2 protein-coding genes are annotated in these 1,271 nt (G+C 44.1%); both read right to left on the reverse strand.

What is annotated here, in order from left to right; genetic code table 11:
• Positions 1–575, reverse strand: a 575-nt coding sequence (locus A3751_RS19190; RefSeq protein ID WP_304439060.1) for an ATP-binding protein, incomplete at its 3' end; no start/stop codon positions are given.
• Positions 565–1,230: a DUF4194 domain-containing protein gene (locus A3751_RS19195; protein ID WP_068457279.1), complete on the reverse strand. Its 666-nt coding sequence runs from the start codon at positions 1,228–1,230 to the stop codon at positions 565–567. The genes A3751_RS19190 and A3751_RS19195, both read right to left, overlap by 11 nt.
• Positions 1,231–1,271: the final 41 nt, after the last annotated feature.

Here is a 1,271-nt window from a genome sequence, read left to right on the forward strand (position 1 = left end):
CGAAGATACGGGCCTTTCTTGTCGTATTCTTCAACAGATCTCTTGCCATATTGAATTAAAAGGTGCTGAGCAATTTCATCCATCGTAATGATAGATTTGCCACCTGCCTCATTACGGATAAAGTCGGAAATGTGCAGTTGCTGGTCGGGAAGAATTAGAAACTTGATCTCTTCCTGGCGCGCCTGCTTAGGATTCACACTTTCATCCAGGCGCGCTCTTACACACATGACTGCTGTAAACGGCTCTGCTGACTCACCGCGAGTGGGATGAAAAACTCCCGCGATGTAACCATCAGTCATTCTGAGTCTAGCGTACTTACCGTCATCACAGCCCATCACATAGGAAGCGAGCGTTCGTACTAGCTTACCTCCTCGGCCTCTTTGTGTAGTCTCTTCCTGCCCTGGGTTAAAATGATAAAGACTATCGTGCGCAGCGGTCATGAGTGACTGCAAACCATCTGCTGCTGTAGTTTTCCCCGAGCCATTTCCACCAGAAAACAAGTTAATCGGACCGAGTTCAAACTCCTCATTCGGAATATTGCCCCAATTCACATAGATAATGCGTTTACAAAACATCTTGTGGCTCCCGATTTAAAGCGTCTTGTTCAATTGGATACAATGCACTAAAAACATCGTCACTGACAAAAGATGTGATTGATGGCTGAACGCTAATCCAGCTATCGCTGTTGCCGATATCTTCGTCCAAATTAAAATCAATAAGACGAAGCTGACGCAGTCTTTTCAAAATTAATAACCGCTCGCCTTGGCTTTCGGGCAAAGCGCGTTTTAATAAATTCTTATGCGAGATCGCCATGCTCTCCATTGAAATCAAAACACATCCTTTTTCATCGATTTGGCCCTCTCGTATCGACTTCTCGTATTCCACACGCAAAACCAATATGACGGCAATATCCTGCTGAGAAGGTTTAACTCTAAAGCCACTGTTGAAGGCATCATTATCCGGATCTGGAATCCCGGGAATGATCGCTCCAGGAGGAAACACTCTTACAAAACAGAACTTTCGATCGTGCTGGATTCGAACCTTTAACGGAGCGAGATAATCTTCAACTAGTTCTTCACATTGCACAAAACGATCATAAAGGCGCGTTTCAACCTGGCTGTGATCTCGAGTGATAACACTGTGATCTAAAAGTCTAATGACTAACTCAGAAAAATCATCAGGACCAAGGTTTTTTGACTGCAATGCCTCTTGTATTACGTCACTAATCATAAATAATTCCCTAGTCCTTCTATTCAGCTAGCTCTGCAGCT

Source organism: Oleiphilus sp. HI0080 (assembly GCF_001635135.1).

Coding starts and splice junctions, on each gene's coding strand:
- A3751_RS19195 (WP_068457279.1), bottom strand. CDS start 1,230: ATGATTAGTGACGTAATACAAGAGGCATTGCAGTCAAAAAACCTTGGT.